The 827-nt window shown below is 33.6% G+C and carries 1 protein-coding gene; it reads right to left on the bottom strand.

The annotated features are described in order from the left end of the window. On the bottom strand, window positions 1-809 hold an 809-nt coding region (locus AC1QQ2_RS14555), incomplete at its 3' end, for a complex I subunit 1/NuoH family protein (RefSeq protein ID WP_479713684.1). Window positions 810-827: the final 18 nt, after the last annotated feature.

Here is an 827-nt window from a genome sequence, read left to right on the forward strand (position 1 = left end):
ATGAATAATAAAAGAATTTTTAAAATTAACCAAATCGCTCCTGGAACTAAATTAAACGGATAAATATCAATTGGTGATAACCATCCACCCAAAAATAAAATTGAACCCATTGCACACATTAAAAGAATATTGGCGTACTCTCCTAACCAAAACATAGCATACATCATTCCTGAATACTCAGTTTGATATCCTGCAACTAGTTCGGCTTCGGCTTCGGGTAAATCAAATGGAGGTCGATTAGTTTCCGCTAAAGCAGATATGAAAAAAATTACAAACATCGGGAACAATGGAATGATGTACCACAGATCTTTTTGTGCAAGGACTATGTCATTTAAATTTAAAGATCCCACGCACAATAAAACATTTATAATTATTACTCCTATAGAAACTTCATAAGACACCATTTGAGCAGCAGATCTTATAGAGCCAAGAAATGGATATTTTGAGTTTGAGGCCCAACCCCCCATGATAATTCCATAAACTCCAAGAGATGAAACGGCAAATAGATAAAGTATTCCAACATTTATATCTGCAAGGACTTGGGTTTCACTAAATGGTATTACCGCCCAAGCAATTAAAGCAAGAGTCATAGTAACAATTGGTGCTAAAATAAAAATAACTTTATTGGAGCTTGCTGGAATTATAATCTCTTTAAAAATATATTTTAATGCATCTGCTAAAGATTGAAGTAATCCAAAGGGTCCTACAACGTTGGGTCCTTGTCTTTTTTGAACAAAAGCCCAAACCCGTCTATCTAACCAAACAATCATTGCAACAGAAACTAATACAGGAACTAATAAAAATAAAATTTTGTAAGTTTCCTGAAA

It is taken from the genome of Aestuarium sp., assembly GCF_023253315.1.
Classification (GTDB): domain Bacteria; phylum Pseudomonadota; class Alphaproteobacteria; order Rhodobacterales; family Rhodobacteraceae; genus Marivivens; species Marivivens donghaensis.